The organism is Shewanella sp. SM101, assembly GCF_025654465.1.
In the GTDB taxonomy this organism is placed as follows: domain Bacteria; phylum Pseudomonadota; class Gammaproteobacteria; order Enterobacterales; family Shewanellaceae; genus Shewanella; species Shewanella oncorhynchi.
This window is the reverse complement of the sequence record NZ_JAKKRH010000003.1, coordinates 51,518-68,159: the sequence shown is the minus strand read 5'-3', so window position 1 is coordinate 68,159 and position 16,642 is coordinate 51,518. Positions and strand designations below refer to the sequence as shown.

The window sequence follows — 16,642 nt, the reverse complement described above, 5'->3', positions numbered from 1 at the left end:
TTTGGGTGCTCAGCGAGCAAGTTTTGCCGCAGGCGTGTGGCGAATAAGTTCGGAGACCAGCGCCATTAATGCTAACCAGAGGCCGAAGGTACCGGCTATTCCTAATAGCCCTTCGGGTCCCCAAGGCAGTTGATAGAGATAAGTCCCCGCGCCGTATTTAGGATCGGTTTGCGCTTGAATTAGCACTATCCAGCGAAATCCCCACGCAAGGTGAATGGCCGTGAGGCTGACGATTAGCATTGCAATATTGGGTAAGTGACGAATGGCGAGCATCAGTGCTAGCACGGCGAGTGTGACCAGTACCCAAATCGCAGCAAGTTGCCAGCTTGGGCTGGTTTCAAGCAATAATGCGGCTTCGGGGGCCGAGCCCTTATCGAATAACGCCCAGCCGATAAGGCATAGGGCGAACAGACCAAAGCTGGCTCTTACCCAGAGTAATAGGCTGTCTTGGGTGCGCTGTTGGTAGCCCTTTAATAGTCGATTCAGTACCACCAAAGTGCCGCAGGCGGCGAGCAGGGCACTCATTGCCATCAAAGGTGGCAGCCAATAGGTATGCCATAGTGGCCGCGCCTTAATGGCCATGGTTTCCATGCCAGTGTAGAGGGCGATACTGCAGGCACTCAGGGCCGTGAACAGTGCGATCGGCTTGATGAATTTGTCACTGTTCCAATCACCGAATCTCAATAATTGGCCTATTTTATTCACCCAATCTGAGTCTTGATTCGTGGTGTGCTTAGGCAGATATTGACGCAGTAGCAGCCAAGCAAACACTGCGCTGGTGCCCGAGAATACGGGTAGTAAAAAGGCGCCATACCACATCCAAGAATCAGGGCGAACTTGCGCATAAAAATGCCAAGCCCGCAGCGGTTGGTGTAAATCGGCGAGTAAGGCGATAGGGGCGACTATGCCTGCTGTTAACATTAAACAGGCGCAGAGCTTCAGCAATCTGTCATCGGGTTTGGGTTGGCTGAACAAATGTATTGTCGCTACCCATACGCTGGCGTAGGCGAGCCCCATCATAAAAAAGTATTGCACTGCCCAAGGTAGCCAAGTAATGGCGATATCTGGGGTAAAGATTTCTTTAATGACCATGGTGGATCTCCTCGCCAGTATCGGTAAGTAAGGTTCTAACGGGGGCTTGGCCGCTAATCTTGTCCTCAAAAGCGCTGCTCATGCCGATGTAGAACACCCGTGGCGCAGTGTTGGCCGTCGGTTTGAGCACCTTGATATCGGTTTTGTTGGCGGCGAGCAGTTGGCTTATCTGGCTGTTGGGATTATTTAGATCGCCAATCACACGGGCTTCTCCTACGCAGGTTTCGACACAGGCGGGCAGTAACCCTGCATCTAACCTGTGGGCGCAGAAGGTACATTTGTCGGCGGTATTGGTGTCGTGGTTGATAAAGCGCGCATCATAGGGGCAGGCTTGTACGCAATAGCCACAGCCAACACACCATTCATTATTGACGACCACTATGCCGTCCTTGCGCTGGAAGGTTGCGCCCGTAGGACAAACTGGGATGCAGGGTGGGTTTTCGCAGTGATTACAAAGTCTTGGTAGCATTAAAAACGCAGGCGGAGTGGTATCTTCCTGCTGCGAGACTTCATACTGCTGCACTGTGGTGCGAAATTGCCCGAGGGGCGGTTGATTCTCGATAGTGCAAGCGACGGTACAGGCTTGGCAGCCCACACAGCGGCGTAGATCGATCACCATACCGTAACGTTTACCCACTTGGTCTTCGCTGGCACTGTGCATTTGAGGGCTGCGCTTATCATCCTGTGCATACACTTGCACGACAGGGATGAGTGCGGCGCCAACACTGACGCTGGCCATTTTGCCGAGAAACTGACGTTTACTCTTGTCCATACAGATTTCCTTCACTACTTGCAGATGGCGAATAAACTGGCTCATAGACCTAGAGTTAAGGTTTATGGCGAGGTTTACAGGCATTCTGTAAAAGGGGAGGCGGCATAACTATAGTGGTTTTCCACATATCGGGTGTGGACTTGATCTAGCGCAACAAATATCCGTTAGAATAGCCTTCAAAATGCTAGGGTTTTATTTTTTGTTACTTGAGTTTGGCCTTTTCTTAGCTTGAGTTGGACTTGATTTTAGTGTGAGTGACTGGGGATAAAGGATTGCACTTCATGTTATTGAGGATGATGAAAACTGTGTTTCGCTTCGCTGTATCGCTCAAGTGGCCGTTATCGATTCTAAGCACTCCACATTCCGTGGCAATATCGAGGAAAAGGCCAAGGAACGCAGTGTTATTCCTATGCTTGCAGGCTTCGGTTAAGGTGTTTGCTGCGGAGCCACTGAATCAAAGTGCGCATTTGGGATTAACTGACCCTGAGGTTATTGCTCAAGTTGCTATCGAAGAGCCCAGTTATCAAGTGGTCGATGTTGGCGTGTTAGCCATCCGCGGTTATAAGGCAACCATCAACCGCTGGCAACCTTTGATGGGGTGGCTCGAAACCCAAATTCCCAACAGTTACTTTAGGTTACACCCTCTTACCCTCGATGAGTTAGCCAAGGGTGTTGAAACCCAAGGGCTCGATTTTGTGATCACTAACCCAGGGCAATCCGTGTTGTTGGCGCGGCAATATTCCCTTACTTGGTTGGCGACCCTGCGCAGTCCGTTAAATAATGGCGCGGCAATGCAAGTGGGCTCGGCGCTGGTGGTGCGCGCCGATTCACCCTATCACACCTTAAGTGATCTTAAGGGACGTCGACTCGGGATCGTATCGAAAAATGCCTTTGGTGGTTACTTGACCTTAGTGTACGAAGCGCAGCTAAAGGGCATAGATTTGCCTCGCTTTGTGGGTGAGATTATTCCGCTGGGGTTCCCGCTAGATAACTTGATTTATCAGTTAGATGATCAAAAAAGTGGTGATGATGCGGCGAAAGATAATCGACTGGATGCGGCTGTGGTGCCTGTGTGTCAGCTTGAGCAGATGCAGACGGAAGGTCTTATTAACATCGGCCATTATCGAGTGCTCGATAATCAAGCGCCTGCGGGATTTAATTGCCAAGTCTCGACTCACCTTTATCCCAACTGGTCTATGGCAAAGACCAATCGCGCCTCCCAGTCTCTGGCTAAAAGTGTGACTCAAGCTTTGCTGGCGCTGCCTGAAGATCATCTCGCCGCTAAGTCTGCTGATTCTGCGGGCTGGACCACGGCCGTGAGTCAGCTTGCGATCGATCAACTGCTTAAAGATCTCGATATGCATCCTTTGCAGGCACCATGGTGGCAAAGGGCGTGGCAGTGGATCAAGTTACATCAACAATGGGCTTGGCTTGTTTTGGGGATTTTGGTTTTACTCAATGTGTATCATTTTTGGCTTGAATACCGCTTTAGCCGCCGCGGCCGTGAGTTGATTAACACTCAGCGCCAGCTCAATGAAAACCGTGCGTTACTGGAACATGCCCAACGTATTGCTATCGCGGGTGAGCTTGGCGCGAGTCTCTCCCATGAACTCAATCAACCTTTGGCGGCGATTGGCCATTATTGTCATGGCGCCGAAGTGCGATTACAGCGGGGGACGAGCCCTGAGGAGTTGCAATCTGTATTGGCGCTGATCCAGCAGGAAGTCACGCGCGCCGACAATATTATCAGTCGCTTACGTAATTTACTGAAGAAGCGACCTGTGTCGAAACAACCTTTGTATCTGCATGAGTTGGTCAATGATACTGTGCCACTGCTCGCCTATGAGTTTGAACAACATCAGATAAACCTTGCCGTCAATGTAAATGGTGAACCCTATTTACAGTCCCTCGATGAAGTTGGCATGCAGCAGTTGTTGCTTAACTTGCTGAAAAACGCCTTTGACGCCTGCGTTCAGCGGTTAGAGCTTGAATCCAGTGGCACCGAACAGAGCATCACGCAAAAGCCATACACACCCACGATCGATATCGATCTTCGCTATCAAGAATGCACGCTCTTGCTGACAGTCACAGATAATGGCACAGGGTTAACCGAAGAGACCAGTCTGCTGATGCAAGCATTTTATTCCACTAAATCAGAGGGGTTAGGTTTAGGCTTAGTGATTTGCCGTGATATTGCCGAGAGCCATGGTGGGACGTTTAGCCTAGAAAGCGCTATGGGTGGCGGTTGCCAAGCGCAGGTGGCTATACCGCATAAACCTGAACCCAATGGAGCCAATAATGAGTCTTGCCTTACCTGTGTATTTAATCGATGACGATGACTCAGTGCGTCGTTCTTTGCGTTTTATGCTTGAAAGTTATGGCCTTAAGATCACCGACTTTGATAGCGCCGAAGCCTTTTTTACCGCCGTAGACTTAACACTACCGGGTTGTGCGCTGGTCGATGTGCGAATGCCGGGTTTGAGTGGCCCACAGTTGCACCTTGAATTAGTGGCAAAAAATAGTCCGCTAGCGGTGATTTATCTCACTGGCCATGGCGATGTGCCAATGGCGGTAGATGCGCTTAAATTAGGTGCGGTGGATTTTTTCCAAAAGCCCGCCGATGGCGCTAAGTTAGCCGAAGCGGTTGTCAAAGCGTTGGAACATACCAAGGCGCATCATCAAGACAATCAGTATCTTGAGACTTATCAAGCGCTCACGCCAAGGGAGCGGGAAATACTCAACCTGATTGCCCAAGGACTGAAGAACCAAGAGATCGCCGATAGTCTCTGTATTGCCATGCGCACGGTTGAGATCCACCGTGCCAATTTGATGAAAGGCATGCAAGTGGGATCGCTGGCGGAAATGATGCTGATCTACAGCCGGATCGCCGAACGCCTGCGTCTCGAATAAATCCGCTGGAATTTACCTTTTATCGCGCTAATTGCCGCTTTGTTAGCCGCCTATTTTGGCTAAGTTGTCGTATCATTGGCCGTTTGATTTGAGCCTAGCTATAGGGTTATGTTTTTGCTGAGTAATGGGCTGAGATGTGAGCCAAGGCATTAGTGCATCGCCGCTTAATTGCCAATACACTGTGATTGCCTTATTTTAGGGGCACTATTTTTAGGCCACGATTTTTAACATCACTTTTTTAAAGTGTTTATTTACAGTGACGATTTTAACGTCAGTGGCCCTCTTGGATTGTTTTCTCTTATTTGTGTAGAAGCTTCTGCAGCTTAGATAAGACTCTCCTTTTTGCATAAGGAATGAAATGGCAAGCTTGATTCGTATTGTGCTGATTGATACGCACCTTCCGGGCGTGGTGGAACTCGCCCTCAATGGTCATACCAACATTTGTGGTACTAACGCCTCGGGTAAAACGACATTACAACGTCTAGTCCCTGTTTTTTATGGCGAATACCCAAGCCGAGTGGTGCCTTCGACCCGCGACAGTTTCGAGCGTTGGTATTTGCCACACGATTCAAGCTACATCATTTACGAATATCAAAAGGCCGATGGCTTACTGTATCAAGCCGTGTTGGCCTCGGCGGGCGATGGTAAGGGCGTTAACTATCGCTTTATCGCCAAAGGTTTTGAGCTAAGCGATTATATTAAATCGCAAAATGGCGACACTATTCTGTGCCACACCATGGCGGAATTAGGCCGTGATTTAAAACGTGCCGGCATCGCCACCACTAATTTGCTTAATACCCGTGAATATCGCGCCATTATTCAAAACGATCGCACCCTATTAAGCACGGGCAGCAACCGCAGTGAACTACGCGGTTATGCTCGCCAATTTGCCCTGTGTGAGGGCGAGCATTCGCTGCGCCACATAGAAAAACTCGCCAAAGCGGTGCACTCCAAAGAAGGCAAGATGGAGACGGTCAAATCCATGATCGCCGCCATTTTAGAGGAGGACGGGGTTAATCCGCCCAGCTCACGCTTAAACCCGCAGCGCGTTGAGGCGTGGATCCGTGAGAGCCAACTTATCCAAGGCTTTGAAGTTATTCGTCCTGAGTTTGAAAAACTCGAACAAGAATTTAACCAACTACTTAGCGCCGAACTGCGTTTATCGAGTTTATCCCGTGGTTATCGCAACGATGAAACCTTAGAAGCCGATCGTCAAGATATTCAGCAAACCTTATCTAAAGAACTGAATTTAAAGCTAAGATTGCTCGATGATGAATGGAAAGAGCAGCGCGATGAGCTCAATCTCGATTTATCGGCAGCTAAGGGCGATGTGGCAAAGTGCGAGTATGAGCTCGATGCCATTGAAGATCAGCATGCTGCCTTTTTAGATGCGAACATAGAGCAAGCCAAGGCCGATCTTGAGATGCTGCCGAACTGGCGCACCGATGTTGAAAACCTAAGTGAACGCCATAAGCTGCAAACCGAGAAGCACCAAGACATTGAGGCGGCCTACAATGCTCGTCGCAGTAAGATTGGCGAGCAGTTAAACCGCGAGCTTGAAGGTTTGCATGCCGACCAAGACAAGCAGCGTGAAGCCCGCGATAAACAACGTGAAGTGGCGCGCACCGATATTGACGCCCTAGAGCTGCAATGGCGCAACCAAATGGATGCGGGCAAGGCTAGCTTTAGCGAGCAGGAATACCAATTCAAACTCACTGCCGCCGAGCTTAAATTGCGTGTCGATGGTGTGACTTACACCGAAGAAGAAAAGCTAAGTCTAGCGATTTTCGACGAACGTATTCACCGCGCCGACGAAGAACAAGAAAGCTGCAATGCCAAGGTTGAACGCTTAAGTAGCGATGAACGCAAGCTAAGAGCCAAACGTGACCAAGCCAACGAAGCCTTGCGTATCGCCACCTTAAGGGTGAACGAGCGTCAAACTGCGCTGGATGAACTGCACCATATGCTGTTCCCGCAATCCCACACCCTATTGGAGTTTCTGCGTAAAGAATCCCAAGGCTGGGAGCAAAGTTTAGGTAAAGTGATCGCGCCTGAACTACTGCATCGCACTGATTTACATCCAAGCTTAGTGACTGAATCGAGCGAAGCTTTCTTTGGTGTGCATTTAGATCTTAAAGCGATCGATGTGCCTGAATATGCCGCCTCCGAACAAGAGCTGCGTATTCGGTTAAGTAAAGCCGAAGAAGCCCACACTAGTGCCCAAGAAATGCAGGCCGAGGCCGAATCTCAGCTGGTGGCCATTAATGGCGAGTTAGATAATCTCAGCCGTGAACTGACCTTTGCCCGCACAGCGTACAAAAATAGCCGTGACGATCTGCGTCGCCTATTTGATGAAAAGCGCAGCGAGCAAGAGAAAATCAACAAAGCATTGAGCGAGCGCAAAGCCCATGCGGGACAAAGACTGACTCAACTCGATGGTGAGCTAAAACAACTTAAACATCAGCACGAACTCTGGCTCGAAGATCAAAAAGAGCAAGCGCTCGAAGCGCGCATGGAAAAGAATGCCTATTGGCAGGAAGTCATCGGCGCGCTCGACAACCAACTCGGCCAAATTAAAGCGACTATTGAAGGACGCCGCGAAAGCGCCAAAATCGAGCAGAAAGCCTGCGAGACTTGGTACAAAAACGAGCTTAAATCCCGCGGTGTGGATGAGGATAATATCCTCAAACTCAAGCAACAAATTCGTGAGTTAGAAACCAAAATCAGCCGCGCCGAGCAGCGTCGTAGCGACGTACTGCGCTTTGACGATTGGTATCAACACACTTGGCTTGCGCGCAAACCTAAACTGCAAACTCAGCTTAGCGATGTGAAGCGCGCGGTATCGGAAATCGATCAACAGCTTAAGGCGAAAACTCAGGATGTTAAGGCCCGTCGTCAACAACTTGAAACCGAGCGTAAAGCGTCCGATGCGGCGCAGGTTGAAGCTTCTGAAAACTTAACGAAGTTACGCGCCGTAATGCGCAAATTGGCCGAGCTTAAGTTACCTGCCAATAACGAAGAAGCCCAAGGCAGCCTAGGCGAGCGTCTGCGCCAAGGTGAAGATTTGCTGCTAAAACGCGATTACCTGATGGGGTCAGTGAAGCAATATGTGGAGCATTTTGACTCAGTGATCGCCAGCAAGTCAGGTTCGGGCCTTGCCGAAACCTGGGAGCGTGCCCGCGAAGAATCGAGCTTTATCAACGATAAAGGTATTCGTCTGCTGGATTACCGTAAGTTAGTGCCACAGCTTGAGCAATTGCTGAACGTGATCGTGCCGCAATCGATTACTGCGCTGCGTGAGCAAGGACGGATTTTCGGCGTCGATTTAACCGCCTTCTACGATGTGTTAGCCGATATCGACCGCCGCATTGCCTCCCAAAGTGCGCGCATTACCCGCGAAGTGGGCGAAGAGTTATTCCTCGATGGCGTGTCTGAATCGGCTGTGCGTATTCGCTCGCGCATCAGTGAGTTAGAGTTCTGGCCTGAGCTTGAGCAGTTCGTAAAAGCCTTTAAGCATTGGAAAGCCGATGGTTTTAATGGCTTGCCCGATGAGGATTACACCAACAGCATGCGCCGTGCCTTAGACATTATCGGCCGCGCCGCGTTAACTGGGGGCATCTCTAAGTTGCTGGAAATCGAGCTGCGCCTTAAAGAAGGTAACAGCGACTTGATCATCCGCACCGATAGACAACTTAACGAATCCTCAAGCCACGGTATGGCGTATCTGATTTTGTGTAAGTTCTTGTTGGCATTCACGCGCTTGCTGCGTGGACGCGCCGATGTGACCATTCACTGGCCAATTGATGAGTTGGGCACTTTGCACCATACCAACGTGAAGAAGATTTTCGACGCCTGCGAAAACAACAATATTTGTGTGCTGGGCGCCTTCCCGAACCCTGAGTCTGAGGTGCTGAACTTGTTCGCCAACCGTTACATTATCAACAAACAAACTAAGAAGTTGCAGGTGGTAAAACCTAAGGTCAACCCAATAGCAGACATGTTGAACAAGCGTTTGTCGAAGGAGGCCATCTAATGAGCGATGCAACCCAAACCGTATTAGTTGGCACTGGCGCTTTGATTGAGCTGTTACTCAAGGGCGAGTTTATTTGCCGCACCACCAATGAAGAAGGCTGGCGCGCCCTTAAAAATAGCAGCACCCGCGAGCGGGTCGAAGCCTATTTAAACCAGATCAACCGTACCGTGGCGTCTGCCGCAGAAGGTGATGTGTTCTTCTGCGGTTATTTGCAGCTCGGCGATGCCGAACGTAAAGTGATTTCATCGCAGTTTAAAGATATCTGTCAGGCATTGATCCAGTTGGTGGAATGGTTGGTATTAGTGCAAGAAGCCAGTGGCCAAGATGCGCCGCTGAGCGAAGGTGCGCCCGTGCGTTTAACCGAGCTGCAAAGCCGTATCGAAGACACGCCAGCGTTCCGTGAGCAGTTAGCCAAACTCAGCCAATATCGTTTATTTGGCTCAACTAGCACTAACAGCGATGCGCAAATCAAATTAGTCTTCAAACGCTTAGTCGAACTCGGCTATTTAGTACGACCCAATGCGGAGAAGCAAATTTATATCGCCACGGGCAAGCTGGATTATCTGTATGAAGTTATTCGTTTTATCGATGAAACCGAAGGTTTAAGCCTAGAAGCGCAGGCGGAAACGGCGACCCAGCGGGACTTAATCTAATGTTGGCACGATTAAACCTAGGTAAAAGCTGCGACCAAGGAGGCCGTGATGAGCAGTAACTTACATCAGGCGGGGGTTAAGCTGCTCAAGCAGTTAGGTCGCCATGCTGACATCATTATGGACACCTATTTGGCGGGCTCTCTTAACGAGGATGCGCACGATCCAAGCGTGGTTGAAAAGCTTAAACAGGCAGGGATTTTATGGCGGCCAGAGCCAGATCAGGAGCTGAGGCTTAAGCGTTCTGTGCGTGCCTTGCTCGAAGAAGGCTTAAGTGACGAGCGCAATCGCCAAATCGACTCTAATGTGGGTTCGGCCTTAGCGACCATTAAAACCTTGGCTGACCATTATAAAGAGGCGCGTCACTGCTCAGATTACAGCGCCGCCGAGGCCTACTTGTCGGATTTGAGCGAGCATGTTTATAGTTTCGCCGACAGTCTGCGTTATTCGATCCGTGTGCTCTGGGGCCGGATCAATAACGAGTTCGGTTACGTTGGTACGATCAACGCTAAGATCCGCGAAAACGAATTAGCCCAAAGCCAAGTGTCTGAATTGCTTAATGGCTTAGAGATGTTCCAGTTTAGTGAACTAGGCGAAATCGCTGGCGATATCCGTGAACTGCGCAAGCTCTTAGTGACGACTTTGCAGGAAACCATGAGCGACTGTGCCCAGGAACTGAGCGTAGTGCAGGGGCGTTTACTCGAACTCTTAGGACGCTTCAGACAAATCCGTGGGCGTACCCGTTTGCTCAAGGGCTGGTTGCTCTACACTGATTTGCATCCGGATTATCGTCCTGCAGACCATGTGTCCCACAAGGAGATTCCGAGTCTATTCAATCGCGCCGAAGTCTTGCTCGCCCCCGCATCGGTGGACGTACATAACGCCAGCCAAGAGCTGGAGTTAATGAATATTGTCGCCCATATCAAGGCCATCAGCCGCAATCCTGTGATTGCGGCGGTGCGTGAGCATGATGTATCCGTGTCTATCACCCAAAGTGAAGACTTCGATGTGCCCGATAATCCGCTTAAACAGGCGGTGGACGAATATTTTGTCGATGTGATTGAGTCTGGCCTGCGCCAATCGGCGCTGGAATATCTGGCGGATAAAGCCCTGCCTTGGGACGCCGAAAGCTGGATTTATCAAGTGATTGGCGGCTACGAAGGTCTGCCCGATGAACACAAGGCTTATTTTGAGCTTGAGCCATTGGGTGAACCGCATCCCATCTATAGCGGCAACTTTATTATTCGCGATGTTGAGTTATGGCTCGCCTAGGCCAGCAACAACTACAGCTTTTACAGAACGCTTATCAAAAGCGTTCTGTAAAAGTGAAACTCACGGCTAACTGGCGCGCGATTTACCGCGAGTTAGAAGTGGGCGAGTTAGACGAGTCTGAAAAGTATCTGTGTTTTGCGCCCAAAGATTTCGAACTGCTAAGGCAAAGCGTGTTGGCGTTAATGGGGCTTGATTTAAGGCAGCTTGATTTTAATGTCGATCGCATGTCGATGTCCGTCAAAAGTCACGATGAAAAGCTCGCTAAGATCCGCCCTGAAGCCGAATACGTTTTGATGAAGTATCTGGGTTTCGAATCTTCACCAACTGGGATTTCAACTCGCACATCACTGCGTATTCCTTTGGATGAAGCACAAAAGCATTGCCATGAACTCAATGTCGCAGCCATCCTGGTGATTGAAAACTTGGATGTATTTGATGTTATCCATCAAGCGTGTTTACCTGAGAATTTAACCCATGTGATGGTTATCTACCGAGGTAGCGGTCATCATTCCCCGATTGGCGTGCGGCATTTTTTGCAAGCGATGGCAGATAAATTACCGATCATTGCCTTTACCGACTTAGATCCCGCAGGGCTACAAATCGCCCATACCTTAATGGGTGTGACCCATTGCCTTGTGCCACAACTTGCGCTGACAGCACCTGCTGAGTTATTGGCAATAGCACAAATTAATTCTACTGATGATTTCGACAAGCAAGCGAAACAGGCTAAGTATTTGCAAAATGCCGAGTTAAAGCATTGGCAAAAATTAGCCGTTTGGCTAAATCAACACCGTATTAGTATCAAACAGCAACACCTGCTGGCTCGCGGACTTGAACTAGTGTTAGTGCCATATATTTAGCTGTCATCCCTTTCATCTCTCTGCTTTATAACAATTAACTGGTTTTAAATCCTGTTAAAAACTTAAATTCAGTTATTAAGTCTGGGTTTTATCTGGCTATTGTTTCTTATATGTTTAATTTGATGTTATTTGGTGTTTATTTTGTTTATTTATACTGGTTTAAATATATTTTGTTAGTGCTCAAATATTGTGCTTATAAATTTTTTATGGTTTAAAATCAGTTTGTTACTATTTTCTGTGATGGTGTTAACTTAATTCAAGATGAAAAAATGAAATTTATTCATTGAATTAACGGCTAGCATGTTTCACTATCCCCGCCTGAGCCAAAAATGGATTGGCAATTGTGCTCATCATGGAAGATGAATAACAAATAAATGACCTTTCTGGGGAAATCACAAGCATGATGAAATCACTTTCGACGCGGATCTTTATTGGTCTGTTTGCCGGCCTTATTTTCGGCACAATAGTGCAATACTTCTTAAACGATATCGGTTTTTTCTCGGGTAATTTAGTCGAGCTTGCCGGTGGCGTTGGTACTATGTTCGTCAATATGATCATGATGCTGGTTGTGCCACTCGTGTTTGTGAGCATCGTTTGTGGTGTCTGTGAGCTGCAAGATCTCAAAAGTTTTGGCCGCTTGGGCGGTAAGACCTTCGGTTTTTATATCATCAATACTGTCGTCGCAATCGCGACCGCATTATTAGTGGTGCTGCTACTCGAACCCGGTAAAGGTGTAGATATGAGCAGCACAGATGGCGTAGCGATTACAGCAACTGAATTGCCAAGCCTGATGGCGTTGGTGATCGACATAGTCCCACGTAATCCTGTGACGGCTTTTATGTCGGGCAATATGCTACAAGTGATCTTTATGGCCTTGTTGCTTGGCGGTGTGATTAAGTCCCTTGGGGAGCATGTTGCGGGTGCTGTCCAAGGTTTTCAAACCGCCAATAAAATCATGATGAAATTGATTTCTGTGGTGATGAGTCTTGCGCCCTATGGTGTATTTGCCTTGATGTTTAAACTTGGCGCGACCTTAGATGCCAGTGTGTTTATGAGTGTTGTTGAGTATATGGTGCTGATCCTCGCGCTGCTGCTACTGTGGATTTTTGTGGTTTATCCTATGGCAGTGGGGATATTTACCCCAATTTCAGCCAAAACCTTCCGCGAGAAGACCCAAGAGCAAGTGCTGTTTTCACTCTCGACCGCAAGCTCAAATGCGACTATTCCCGTGACCATGCGTACTTTAACGGACAAGTTAGGCGTGAATCGTGCTGTTGCTGGTTTTGGCGTTCCGCTGGGGGCGACCATGAACATGGGCGGTGTGGCGATTTATATCACTATTGCGATTTTCTTTGTCGCCAACGCCTTTGGCATGCCCATTACCACTGAGCAATTGCCTTCGCTGTTATTTAGTGTCTTCCTATTATCTGTTGGTGCGGGCGGTGTTCCCGGTGGCGGCATGGTGATGATAGGTGTGTTAATCCATCAAATGGGATTACCGATTGAAGCCTTTGCGATTGTGGCAGCGCTGGATCGTATTATTGATATGGTGCTGACGTCCTGTAACGTGGTTGGTGATACTGCGGTGTTGACCATAGTGGATCAAACCGAGAAAGTGCATCAGCTTGAGTCGGCGAAGAGTTAATGTGCCATTAAGTCGTATTCTATAAAAACAAAAGCCACTGAAAACAGTGGCTTTTTTTATGAACTTATATAGGCCTAGGTGCCTATTGGACACAATCTTGTTTCAGCTTAGCAACTGCATCGGCAAAGCCTACGGCGACTATGTTTGAGCTAGTGTATTTACTTGATCTGAAGGAAATGGCTTCAAGGTGTAAGTTTGGAGATTGGATCGTACTTAAACTTTTCCACAGGTCTGAATTAGTTTTGTTCCCGCTGCTGAAATTCATCAGTGAGCCAGTGCCATGCAATTTCAGTTTAGTTTGTTCGCCACTGGTAATGATGAGTACGCTAGGATCCCCATAAAATGCAAAGGATTCCGACATAGTGACATTAATGCTAGGTTGTAGATCTCCAACGGAACAGGCCAAGGTTAATTTGAGATTTTTATCGATAAAATCGATGTTATGACTCTTCAGTGGTATTCCTTCTGCGTTTAGAGTTGAGGCCAAATCTTCCTTGGCATGGGCGTAGCCAATATGGCTGACGAGCATGAGAGCCAGTAACTGTGTTTTCACTTTACTACCTTGCGATTACAGGGATGTTTATTTGCAAATAGATGCATTGGTGACGAGTTTGTCAAAAAGGTGGCGATTATAGATTTTTTTGACACCTTTGGGTAAGTATTTTTAATAGATTTAAACCGTATGACTGATATCCAAATATTTAACACAACAAGTGAAAGAATAGATATTACAAATAGCTGTATTAGGATTTAAATAAGTACTGATTAATGAGTCAACAAGGTGAAAATAAAGTTAGGATGTGTGGGATCAGTCACGCGTTAAATAATGGGAATGATGTTCCTATTAAGCTTGCTTTACGGTTTAACTTTGTAAAAAGCCACTCAAAAGAGTGGCTTTTTAATTTAGCAGAAACGAATAAAACGTTATCTTCGATTAGGTTTTGCTCTCAAAACCATCCACAGCGTTAACACCGTGATCGCTCCACTTATAAGGCTTGAACTTGCTACTTACCAGTGCGAGTCATTTTATCCAGATAGCCCATGGCAAAGGCTGATAATACAAAGGTGATGTGTATTAACAGATACCACATGATTTTGTCGTTATCGATATTCTTCACATCCATAAAGATTTTCAGTAGGTGAATAGACGAAATCGCCACAATCGACGCCGCCACTTTGTTTTTCAGTGAGCCAGAATCTAATTTACCCAGCCAACTTAGCTTCTCACTGTCTTCGCCCACATCCAGCTGCGAGACGAAATTCTCATAGCCAGAAAACATCACCATCACAATCAGGCCGCCCACGAGGGTGATATCAATCAAGGACAGGGTCACCAGCACTAAATCCACTTCAGTCATCTCAAAAATGATCGGCAGAATATGGAAGATCTCTTGGAAGAATTTAATGCCTAAGCCCAATAAAACAAAGCTGAGTCCCAAATAAATTGGCGCCATAATCCAGCGCGATGCATACATTAATTTTTCAAATATTTGTTCCATAATCCATTAAACCCTTTATCTAAAATGCGGTAAAAAAATCGAGTCACTAATGATTAAAACAGTAACATAATGCACTTTATGCGCGCTATTACCCAATCACAATGGCGTGAGTTATATGCTGTTATTGTGTTTTTTTGTAACCTCTGTGGTTATTTAAACCCTATGTTAGGTGTTAGTAGCGCCACATCGTTTAATTTGCACTGCCTTTGATATGTCTGAACGTCGCTTTTTTCAACCTAATACCAAGTAAATTCAGCCATGGATGATCATTTTTCTTGGCATTTTAGGGCTTTGATGAAGGAAGTGACATTTGTCATCCTAGATTGCTGACAACTCACACTGCCGTGATGGACATTTTACGCAGATACTTAAGTCATCTAAACAAGGAGGCTTAATCATGCAACATAAATCACTGGACCAACAATTAATCGAATACCGTCAACAACGTGCTTTAGCTATGCCTTTATCCGGCATGATTGTGTGGAGCTTACTGTTTATATTGAGCTTTGTATTACTTCCTTCGCAGTTGGTTATGGCTGTCTTTATCGGTACTGGTTCTATTATCTACCTTGCCATGGGTATTTCGCGGCTGACGGGCGAGAATATCTCGTTTAAGAAAAGCGCTGAGCGTAATTGGTTTGAGACGGTGTTTCTCGCTGCGATGGGGATGAGTTTTTTAACCTTTAGCATCAGTATTCCCTTTTTTATGGAAAATTATCTGGCTTTGCCTTTCGCCCTTGCGGTGCAAACAGGTTTAATGTGGTTAGTCCACGGTGTTTTAGCTGCGCAAAAGGTGGCCATAATGCATGCGATAGTGCGCACCTTAGCCTGTGTGGCAGCTTTCATGCTCTGGCCCGAGCTGAGCTTTCAAATTCAGCCTCTAATCGTGGTGTTTTGTTATGGTTTTTCAATTCCCGTGATGCAGCGCCGTTGGAAGATTCAGCAAAATCTGTGTGCTAGCAATTAGTGGGTTATTTTTGGGTTATTGTGTAGATTTTGGCTTTGCGGCCTAATGGCCGAGGTGAATCAAAGTCGTGGGGCTTCACACCTGACGCTTAATCAAGAGTCTAACAAGGTGATCTCGCCCCTAAATGCCACTAGATCGATTTGTATGTCTGCCAGCGCACAGAGCTCAAACTGGTGTTATTGCATTATGGTTATTACCCTGCACTTTTTGCAGTGTGAAGGAGCTTATAATGCAAACCATGAAACTTACGTTCGTTACCGCTGGTGTTGTACTCGTTGGTAGTTTGCTGCTTAACGGTTGTGATAGTGGCAATGTGAATACCCAAACAGGTACACCAGACTTAACTGTAACAACCGAGGATGGTACTGGTGATGATATTAAAATTGCCACAGCAGTTAATACTGCGTTGATCGCTGATCAGCAGCTACAAAATTTAGATATTCAGATAGAAACCCGCAAGGGCGATGTCACCATTTCCGGCAATGTAAATAGCCAAGCTCAGAAAGACCAAGCTGAACGGGTGACGGCTGCAACCTCTGGTGTGCACTCGGTAAATAATCGGTTGGAAGTAAAATAGCAATGTCAGTAAAGCCGCCTGTTTGATGTATTCAATTGACAGACGACAAACAGGAGCGGCAGCTCTTATCTGGCTTTAATTCACCGCTTATGCCACAAAATACCAATCCCCGCCAACCATGCTGCGGGGCGTTGGCCTTCTTGATTTATAAATGTGTGAGTCCAGCTATGGTCACTCACGCTGGCCTTGCGGCTGCTGTGGCTGATTTGTGCTTTGGAGTTTGTACCCGTCGTGACTTTCTTTGCGCCACATTTCGCACTTGCTACGTAGCTTTTGGCTTTGTGGCCTTACGGCCGAGGTGAATCAAGGTCGTGGGGCTTCACCCCACAACCTTCTCGGCCGCAAGGCCGTATAAATAACAAAAA

General features: G+C 47.5%; 13 protein-coding genes. 9 read left to right on the top strand and 4 right to left on the bottom strand.

The features are described 5' to 3' along the window. Nucleotides 1-9 precede the first annotated feature (9 nt). Together nrfD and dsrO are read right to left on the bottom strand one after the other, a co-directional pair. Nucleotides 10-1,092, bottom strand: a complete 1,083-nt coding sequence (gene nrfD, locus L5M38_RS02370) for an NrfD/PsrC family molybdoenzyme membrane anchor subunit (RefSeq protein ID WP_263178214.1) — start codon at nt 1,090-1,092, stop codon at nt 10-12. Then, a complete protein-coding gene (gene dsrO, locus L5M38_RS02365; RefSeq protein WP_263145559.1) occupies nt 1,082-1,864 on the bottom strand; it encodes a sulfate reduction electron transfer complex DsrMKJOP subunit DsrO in 783 nt (260 codons plus the stop codon). The genes nrfD and dsrO overlap by 11 nt, the downstream gene beginning before the upstream one ends. 281 nt (nt 1,865-2,145) lie before the next feature. On the opposite strand from dsrO, the gene L5M38_RS02360 reads away from it, so the two are divergent. The 7 genes from L5M38_RS02360 (at nt 2,146) to L5M38_RS02330 (ending at nt 13,234) form a co-directional block, all read left to right on the top strand. Then, nucleotides 2,146-4,197, top strand: coding sequence for a sensor histidine kinase (locus L5M38_RS02360; protein ID WP_263178213.1), 2,052 nt, complete (start codon nt 2,146-2,148; stop codon nt 4,195-4,197). Beyond that, on the top strand, nt 4,163-4,774 hold the full coding sequence (locus tag L5M38_RS02355) for a response regulator transcription factor (RefSeq protein WP_212599661.1): 612 nt from the start codon (nt 4,163-4,165) through the stop codon (nt 4,772-4,774). The genes L5M38_RS02360 and L5M38_RS02355 overlap by 35 nt, the downstream gene beginning before the upstream one ends. A 358-nt stretch (nt 4,775-5,132) precedes the next feature. After that, nucleotides 5,133-8,807 carry an ATP-binding protein gene (locus tag L5M38_RS02350; RefSeq protein WP_263178212.1) on the top strand — a complete coding sequence of 1,225 codons (3,675 nt, stop codon included), beginning with the start codon at nt 5,133-5,135 and terminating at the stop codon, nt 8,805-8,807. Next, nucleotides 8,807-9,460 carry a hypothetical protein gene (locus L5M38_RS02345; RefSeq protein ID WP_263178211.1) on the top strand — a complete coding sequence of 218 codons (654 nt, stop codon included), beginning with the start codon at nt 8,807-8,809 and terminating at the stop codon, nt 9,458-9,460. Before L5M38_RS02350 ends, L5M38_RS02345 begins: the two co-directional genes overlap by 1 nt. 48 nt (nt 9,461-9,508) lie before the next feature. Continuing rightward, a complete protein-coding gene (locus L5M38_RS02340) occupies nt 9,509-10,729 on the top strand; it encodes a phosphoenolpyruvate carboxylase (protein ID WP_263178210.1) in 1,221 nt (406 codons plus the stop codon). After that, entirely contained in the window at nt 10,717-11,589 is an 873-nt protein-coding gene (locus L5M38_RS02335; protein ID WP_263178209.1) for a Wadjet anti-phage system protein JetD domain-containing protein, read from the top strand. The genes L5M38_RS02340 and L5M38_RS02335 overlap by 13 nt, the downstream gene beginning before the upstream one ends. A 400-nt stretch (nt 11,590-11,989) precedes the next feature. Beyond that, on the top strand, nt 11,990-13,234 hold the full coding sequence (locus tag L5M38_RS02330; RefSeq protein ID WP_263178208.1) for a dicarboxylate/amino acid:cation symporter: 1,245 nt from the start codon (nt 11,990-11,992) through the stop codon (nt 13,232-13,234). A gap of 82 nt (nt 13,235-13,316) precedes the next feature. Here the strand turns inward: L5M38_RS02330 and L5M38_RS02325 are convergent, their stop codons facing one another. Continuing rightward, nucleotides 13,317-13,787: a hypothetical protein gene (locus L5M38_RS02325; protein WP_263167820.1), complete on the bottom strand. Its 471-nt coding sequence runs from the start codon at nt 13,785-13,787 to the stop codon at nt 13,317-13,319. A gap of 451 nt (nt 13,788-14,238) precedes the next feature. Next, entirely contained in the window at nt 14,239-14,733 is a 495-nt protein-coding gene (locus L5M38_RS02320; protein WP_263167819.1) for a TIGR00645 family protein, read from the bottom strand. A gap of 397 nt (nt 14,734-15,130) precedes the next feature. Between L5M38_RS02320 and L5M38_RS02315 the strand changes: the two genes are divergently transcribed. Continuing rightward, nucleotides 15,131-15,700 carry a DUF7010 family protein gene (locus L5M38_RS02315; protein WP_263178207.1) on the top strand — a complete coding sequence of 190 codons (570 nt, stop codon included), beginning with the start codon at nt 15,131-15,133 and terminating at the stop codon, nt 15,698-15,700. A gap of 229 nt (nt 15,701-15,929) precedes the next feature. Continuing rightward, the gene (locus tag L5M38_RS02310) at nt 15,930-16,277 is read left to right on the top strand and encodes a BON domain-containing protein (protein ID WP_105250242.1); all 348 of its coding nucleotides are present in this window, start codon (nt 15,930-15,932) and stop codon (nt 16,275-16,277) included. The last annotated feature ends 365 nt before the right edge of the window (nt 16,278-16,642 follow it).